This window comes from Pirellulales bacterium, assembly GCA_019694455.1.
GTDB lineage: Bacteria > Planctomycetota > Planctomycetia > Pirellulales > JAEUIK01 > JAIBBY01.
Map to the genome: position 1 here is coordinate 24,014 of JAIBBY010000056.1, position 6,593 is coordinate 30,606.

The window sequence follows — 6,593 nt, forward strand, 5'->3', positions numbered from 1 at the left end:
TCGGCGAGCCACTATTCCTTGCCAGCCAACGGCTCTTTCTTTTCGGTAATCACCGGGCATTGCGTCGCCATCTCGGCGTTCAGCGCGGTGAAGTCGGTCCATTCCTCGGGCAGATTGTCGACGTGGAAAATCGCCTCCACGGGGCACTCCGGCACACAAGCCTCGCAATCGATGCATTCATCCGGATGGATATAAAGCATCTTCTCACCCTCGTAGAAGCACTCCACGGGGCAGACCACCACGCAATCGGTGTACTTGCAGGCAAAGCATGGCTCGGCAACGACGTGAGTCATCGAAACAAATCTCCTTGAACTCGACGAGCGGCGGACGGCGTTCTGTGCCGAACGGTCGACTCGTGCGAACATGCGCTTGCGAGGCCCACGAGCCAGCGTGTTCGAGGGCCACTAACCACACGACCAACTTGCCCCGAAAACTCCTCCTGTCAAAACCGCTCCGCCGCCAAAACCTCTCTGCCCTGAGGTCGCCAAGTGCTTACTGGCGAAGCACTTGACAAAATCCATGCAGCGGACCACCGAATCTTAAAGCGACGCGCCAAGAGTGTCAACCGGGGCAATCTGCCGCCGGCGGGCAAGCAGATACAGGAGGTTATCGGCCGTGCTTGCCGCGTTTGTGAATCGCTCTTAGAATCGAACTTAGCAATGGTTGTGGTCGGGATTTGCCGTGCCACAACACCTATCTCATAGGCCAGGGGGCGACCGGTCGTTCGACCGACTCGCTTTCCGACCGGGTGGTCTTGCGTGGCGCTTTCCGAAATCGATCGCCATCTGCTGGAACGCTGTCTGGCTCGCAAGCCACGGGCCTGGGAAGATTTTGTCGATCGCTTCATGGGGTTGGTGGTTCACGTTGTAAATCATTCGGCCCAGTCGCGTTCCATGCGGCTCACCCCCGACGAGCGCGAGGATCTGTGCGCCGAGGCCTTTCTAGCCTTCGTGCGCGACGACTTCGCGGTGCTGCGGCGCTTTCGTGGCCAGAGCAGTCTGGCGACGTACCTCACCGTGATCGCGCGGCGTGTGGCCGTCAAACGCCTGATCGAACAAAAGTCGCCAGCCCGGCTGGGCGACATTGCCGCCGAGGTCGGCGCCGCGCCGTTGGCGGCCGCCGCGCACAACGGGCGCCAGTCGTCCGATGCCGCCGCGCTCGACAACCGCGAAGAAGTCGCGCGCCTGCTGGAACTGCTCAGCCCCGCCGAGCAAGAAGTGGTGCGCATGCACCATCTCGAAGGCAAGAGTTATAGCCAGATCAGCCGCGAGTTGGGCATGCCCGAAAACAGCATCGGCCCGCTCCTCAGCCGAGCGCGCGACAAGATGCGCGCCGCCGAGAACGCGCGCTAAGCGCGTGACGATTGCTGAGTAGCTTTGCGCGTTTGCTTCACGCGGATGTGCTGTTGACGCGGCGGTGGCGACGAAATCCGAGCACTCCCAACATCGAAGCGCCGAGCATTCCCTGGCTCCAAGTGGCCGGCTCCGGAATCACGGAGGTATGCGTGAACGTCCCGCTTACAACCATGAAATCACCTGCGTAGAAGTGAATCGCCACAAATGGAGCGTCATCGGGACCAGGGAATACTCCCGTCGCAAAAAAATCGGTCATCCCACCGGGCACGGTATTCACATAGTCCGGGCTGACGGTCCAAGGACCAGTCGCAGTCGGACCCCATTCAAAATTGATGACCACCGTGTGGCTTTCTTCCAGTGGATACATCGGCGCGAACCCGCCACTGAAGCTGAAATCGATGCCTGTGGCTTCAGGCAGACTGGTATGCGCAAATACGAACTGGTTGTCCATGCCGATCGTGGCTCCTGACAGTGTTTCGGTCTGACCATAAACCCGGTCTGTCCACAACCCAACCAGAAAGGCGACCACCAAAAGCGCCGATCGGAGAGTGACTGACTTGTTTCGCGACAAAGTCGCCAACACTTCTTGGGTAGGGGCTGGAGCATGCATGGCGAACCCTCGATTCACGGAAGCAAAGTGGTAAGCCTCTCAGTTCGCGGTTCCGGCAAGCATCGGTCAGTCTGATTTCAGCTTCGATTGTGCGTCAAGCAAATCTGAGTTGAAAAAGTCGCGTGTGCATTACCGCGCGCCTGTGCTCACTTGAGGCGCCTGCTTCCGCCGGCACCCGCGAAGCGCCTCGATCGGAGGTGATCCCAAAGTGTTGGACGGAAATTGGCGTTGGTCACGTTAGGCTATTGGCCTGTCCTTGATTGTTTTTTCCTCGTTCCTGTGCGCGACTGCTTTGGCCTTCAAGCAAAAGGTCAGCACGAAAATGGCAAGACCGGTAACGCAATTGCCAGCCAAGGTAAAACCAGTAGTTCGCGATGATGCCGCAACTCCACGCCGGCCAACGCGGCGATCGGATCGGCCGCCAGACAACTAACAATCGTTGCAGTGATAGAAAGCATCAATCGCCGGAGCAGAGACGTGCGTAGTGCCCACAGGTCTGCGCAAAAGATCTCCGACAATGCGAATGCAAAGGCGGCAACACCGCCCGCCGTCCAACTGGCCGCTTCCCAAGAGATGGACGAATCCATTCGCGAAAACGCAAACACGCTCGCAAAGTAGACGCAGTATCCCACGGCGCCAAGCACAGCGGCGCGAGCCAGTCGGCTGGCGCCTTGCAGCACGGTAGATGGCTGTTGAAAGTTCAACGGGCGCGGTGATTCGTACGGATTGAGTTGAATCATGGTCGCGGCCCGAGTGGCATTTCCGTGAACCCCGCCCTCGCGTTTGGTAGCTTGCTGCAAGGAAACGACCAATTCAAGACCGATGCAAGGCGCCTCCCCCATGACCGTGATTGCCAAGGTGCATGCCCGCGAAGTGCTCGATAGCCGCGGTCGGCCGACCGTCGAGGTCGAGATGTTGGACGACGCCGGACACTGCGCGTCGGCGATGGTCCCCTCTGGCGCGAGCACGGGACGCTTTGAGGCGCTGGAACTGCGCGACGGAGACCTTGCGCGCTACGACGGCGCCGGCGTCTTGCGCGCCGTCGACAACGTGAACCGCGTGATCGGGCCGGCGCTTATGGGGCTCGATCCGGCCGATCAGTTCTCGATCGACGATCGCCTGCTGGCGCTCGACCCCACCGATCGCAAGACGCAACTTGGCGGCAACGCGCTGTTGGGCGCGTCGCTGGCGGCACTGCGCCTGGGCGCCGCGGCGCGCCACGTGTGGCTCTACGAACATATCTTTGCAACGTACGAGCCGACTACCGCCGCTGGCAGCGAACGTGCCGCCGCGCAAACCATCGATCGACCACGCATGCCGCTGCCGATGATCAACATGATCTCGGGCGGATTGCACGCTGGCGGCAACCTCGACTTTCAAGACGTGCTGGTGCAGCCGGTCGGCGCGCCCGATTTGGCGACCGGACTGGAATGGACCGTCCGCATCTATCGCCGCCTGGGCAAACTGCTCGCCGAGGCGGGCTATGAGGGGACGCTGGTCGGCGACGAGGGGGGCTTTGGCCCCCGGCTCAAGAGCAACCGCGAGGCGATCGAGTTCGTCGTCCGCGCCATCGCGGCGGCCGGACTGCGCCCCGGCCTCGATGTCACGCTGGCGCTCGATGTCGCCGCCACACATTTTTATTCCGATGGCATGTATCGGCTGCGCGCAACGTCGGGAGGCGCCTTGACCAGCGACGAACTGGTCGACGAGATCGAGCGGCTAATCAGCGAGTACCCCATCACCAGCGTGGAAGACGCGTTGGCCGAAGAGGATTGGAGCGGCTGGCAGATGCTGACCGCGCGGCTGGGGAACAAGGTGCAACTGGTGGGAGACGATCTCTTTACCACCAATCCGGCGCGCATCCGCTGGGGCATCGAGACAGGCGCCGCAAATGCCGTGCTCGTAAAAGTCAACCAAATCGGCACGGTCAGCGAGTCGCTGCGCGCGCTGCGCCTGGCGCATAGCGCCGGCTATCGACGCATTGTCTCTGCCCGCAGCGGCGAGACAGAAGACTCGACTCTGGCCGATTTGGCGGTGGGCGTCGGCGCCGAGCAGATCAAGATCGGCTCGATCGCGCGCAGCGAGCGGCTGGCAAAATACAACCGCCTGTTAAAGATTGCCGAGCGTTTGGAAGGCGTAAAGACTGCCTAGTTTCAGCGATTTGACAAGGATAGGGATTCTTGAAGATGTTCGGATACTACGTCGATAAGAAAGACTGCTCTCACCACCAAATCTTCCCTGGAGTCGACATCTACACCACCTGCGGCGAGCAGATGACGCTGTCGCTTGTGGAGATGCAACCCCACGCTGTGATCGCGGAGCACAGCCATCCGCACGAGCAGATGGGACTGATGCTCTCCGGTTCCGCAAAGTTTGTGATCGGGGGCGAGTCGCGAATCGTCACCACCGGGCAGATGTGGCGCATTCCCGGCGGCGTCCCTCACCAGGTGATCGCGCTCGACCAACCCGTGCGCGCGATCGACGCCTTCTACCCGATACGCGAGGACTACCGTTGACCGCGCGGCAGACCCAATCGATGACGGCCATGCTCTTGCTTTGCGTGGTCTGCGGTTGCAAGGCCGGCTATCGCCCGCCCGCCATGCCGTACGACTCCGCCGCCAGCCTGTTCGAAAAAGCCAACCTCAGCTACGAGGTCGACGCCGGCGCGCTCAAAGCCCCGGTGGCGGTGGCTCGCATCGAGGGGCAACAGGTCTCCTACGATCAACTGCCCAGCACCCTGGAAGACCGGACCACCTTTGGCCGATTGGAAATCGAATATCCACACCCGGGCGACATGCCCGGCTACGCGCTGGCGCGAGTGACGGTGAAATCGAAATTCCCCGAGACGGTCGCCAGCGGCGGCAAGGAGTCGCTGAGCGACAAGTGGACCGCGAGCTTGCGCAAGGCGCCGCTGATTGGCGACGCGATCGATCCGCCGACTCAAGTTGAGGAGGTGTGGGAACTCGACCTGCCGCGCGTGGGGTTGGACCGCGCCATCGCGCAGTTGAACCAGGCCAGCTACTTTGAGCGCGAATCGCAGGCCGATGGTCCCGTGAAGGTGACTGTCAAGATCGATGGCCAGTCGGTCGACAAGACCTGGCAGCGCGTGCCAGAACTCGACGCCTTGATGATGGCCGCGCGCAGCCGCGGCCGCCTCTTGTCGTACAAGCGCTCGGCCAGCGCGGAAAAGCTCGCGCATCGCCCGCCGGCGAGCATCGACGCCTATCGTCACTACGCGCGGTTGGATAGCGCCCGCGGCGCCACTGGCTTTGCGGCCGCCGGTTCGGCGGCGCCCGCCATCTCGGCCAATCCGCAATTGCCGCCGCCGGCCTATCCGGTGGTCGATCCGCGCTTCGCGCCGGGCGGTGGTGGCGTCGATCCGGCTCGCATCGCCCGCCTGCCGGGCTCGCCTTACGCGCGCTAGCGGCGAGCGTTATAACGGCTGACGAGCGCAGTGCCTCGCGCGCGGATCGTCACACTCTGTCGTGGTTGCCGCCATGTACCGTCCCGTCTCGGTCACTATTTTTGGTGTGCTGAACCTCATCATTGGCATTTTTGGACTGCTCGGGGCGGGCTCCAATCTATTGCTAGTGTTGAATGGGCTGCCATCCATGTGGCGAAGTCCAATGCAGGATGTCATCAACAGAAGCCATTGGCTGACAACGTGGCATTGGACGAACATTGCGTTGGGCGAACTGGGCACGCTCTTGTGCCTCATCTCGGGAATTGGCCTACTGGACATGAAGCGCTGGGGCCGCAAGCTGGCCGTAGGATATGCGATTTATTCAGTGATTCGGAACGCACTTCATTTGGCAACCATAAGCTTCATTACGCGCATCGTACTTGCGCGAGGCCCGTTATCCGCTGTCAGCCGTGTGGCAGAGATCCCCACTTCAGTGCTTATGATTATCGGGATGCTGACTCTGGTGTTTCCCATTGTCTATGCTGGCCTGCTCTGGTACTTCATGACCCGGCCGCACGTGATCGCCGCGTTCGAGCGGCGCGGCTCGCCGTTCCTGCTCGGCCCAGGCGGCGCCAGCCCATTCCGCACGCAGGAAGACGTGCCGCACGGCCCCAGCGGCGACAATCCCTTTGCCGCGCCCCCTACGATCGACTAGCGCCCGATTCAGAACCCTCGCCCCGATTGCAGGGAGAGGGCAGGGTGAGGAGCGAGGCATCGAAGCGCTGCGTCGCCCAATATCGTTCAGGAGGCGATGCCGACTTTAGTCCTGCCCTGTTGTCGCCGCGCGAACACTCCGCCCGCATGCGCTTCGGCGGCCTAAGCCTTGCCGGCCGCGCCGATCTCTGCGGCGCGCAATAGCATCGGCGCCTCGGCGTTGGCCGGGTAGCAGCCGATCTCGATGTGATGCCCATCCGGGTCTTGCAAGAAGAGTTGCGTGATGTTGCGTTCAGCGACGTGATTGCGCCGGTACACGATGCCTTGCTCGCGCAGCGTCTGCTCCACGGCGTCGACATCGGCCACGTGCAGCGCCAAGTGATCGGTGCGGGTGGAGAGCGCCGCCTTCTCGGTGGGCGCCGTTTCGTCCACGATCAAGTGAATTTGCAATCCGTGCCGGTAAAGCCAGGCGCCGGGAAAACTGAAGTTCGGCCGCGAAAGTTCCTTGAAT

Annotated in this window: 9 protein-coding genes; 5 read left to right on the forward strand and 4 right to left on the reverse strand. The window is 61.9% G+C overall.

The window, feature by feature from the left end; genetic code table 11:
• Window positions 1-11: 11 nt before the first annotated feature.
• Window positions 12-293 (reverse strand): ferredoxin family protein, encoded by a 282-nt coding sequence (locus K1X71_17825; GenBank protein ID MBX7075005.1) that lies wholly within the window; start codon window positions 291-293, stop codon window positions 12-14.
• 465 nt (window positions 294-758) lie between these two features.
• Here K1X71_17825 and K1X71_17830 point away from each other — a divergent pair, with 465 nt between their 5' ends.
• The gene (locus K1X71_17830) at window positions 759-1,352 is read left to right on the forward strand and encodes a sigma-70 family RNA polymerase sigma factor (protein MBX7075006.1); all 594 of its coding nucleotides are present in this window, start codon (window positions 759-761) and stop codon (window positions 1,350-1,352) included.
• A gap of 37 nt (window positions 1,353-1,389) precedes the next feature.
• Here the strand turns inward: K1X71_17830 and K1X71_17835 are convergent, their stop codons facing one another.
• Entirely contained in the window at window positions 1,390-1,965 is a 576-nt protein-coding gene (locus K1X71_17835; protein MBX7075007.1) for a hypothetical protein, read from the reverse strand.
• A gap of 311 nt (window positions 1,966-2,276) precedes the next feature.
• A complete protein-coding gene (locus K1X71_17840) occupies window positions 2,277-2,705 on the reverse strand; it encodes a hypothetical protein (GenBank protein ID MBX7075008.1) in 429 nt (142 codons plus the stop codon).
• A gap of 100 nt (window positions 2,706-2,805) precedes the next feature.
• On the opposite strand from K1X71_17840, the gene eno reads away from it, so the two are divergent.
• The 4 genes from eno to K1X71_17860 all read left to right on the forward strand — a co-directional run bounded on the left by eno (window position 2,806) and on the right by K1X71_17860 (window position 6,083).
• Window positions 2,806-4,116, forward strand: coding sequence for a phosphopyruvate hydratase (eno, locus tag K1X71_17845; GenBank protein ID MBX7075009.1), 1,311 nt, complete (start codon window positions 2,806-2,808; stop codon window positions 4,114-4,116).
• Between the two features lie 35 nt (window positions 4,117-4,151).
• Window positions 4,152-4,481 (forward strand): cupin domain-containing protein, encoded by a 330-nt coding sequence (locus tag K1X71_17850; protein MBX7075010.1) that lies wholly within the window; start codon window positions 4,152-4,154, stop codon window positions 4,479-4,481.
• 29 nt (window positions 4,482-4,510) lie between these two features.
• Window positions 4,511-5,389, forward strand: a complete 879-nt coding sequence (locus K1X71_17855; protein MBX7075011.1) for a hypothetical protein — start codon at window positions 4,511-4,513, stop codon at window positions 5,387-5,389.
• Between the two features lie 73 nt (window positions 5,390-5,462).
• Entirely contained in the window at window positions 5,463-6,083 is a 621-nt protein-coding gene (locus tag K1X71_17860) for a hypothetical protein (GenBank protein MBX7075012.1), read from the forward strand.
• A 161-nt stretch (window positions 6,084-6,244) separates the two neighbouring features.
• Here K1X71_17860 and K1X71_17865 read toward each other — a convergent pair.
• Window positions 6,245-6,593: hypothetical protein (locus K1X71_17865; GenBank protein MBX7075013.1), on the reverse strand; the 349-nt coding region annotated here is incomplete at its 5' end.

Excerpts from the sequence above, each read along its gene's own strand:
- K1X71_17835 (MBX7075007.1), bottom strand. The coding sequence starts at position 1,965 with ATGCATGCTCCAGCCCCTACCCAAGAAGTGTTGGCGACTTTGTCGCGA.
- K1X71_17850 (MBX7075010.1), top strand. The coding sequence starts at position 4,152 with ATGTTCGGATACTACGTCGATAAGAAAGACTGCTCTCACCACCAAATC.
- K1X71_17825 (MBX7075005.1), bottom strand. The coding sequence starts at position 293 with ATGACTCACGTCGTTGCCGAGCCATGCTTTGCCTGCAAGTACACCGAT.
- eno (MBX7075009.1), top strand. The coding sequence starts at position 2,806 with ATGACCGTGATTGCCAAGGTGCATGCCCGCGAAGTGCTCGATAGCCGC.
- K1X71_17840 (MBX7075008.1), bottom strand. The coding sequence starts at position 2,705 with ATGATTCAACTCAATCCGTACGAATCACCGCGCCCGTTGAACTTTCAA.
- K1X71_17860 (MBX7075012.1), top strand. The coding sequence starts at position 5,463 with ATGTACCGTCCCGTCTCGGTCACTATTTTTGGTGTGCTGAACCTCATC.
- K1X71_17855 (MBX7075011.1), top strand. The coding sequence starts at position 4,511 with ATGCTCTTGCTTTGCGTGGTCTGCGGTTGCAAGGCCGGCTATCGCCCG.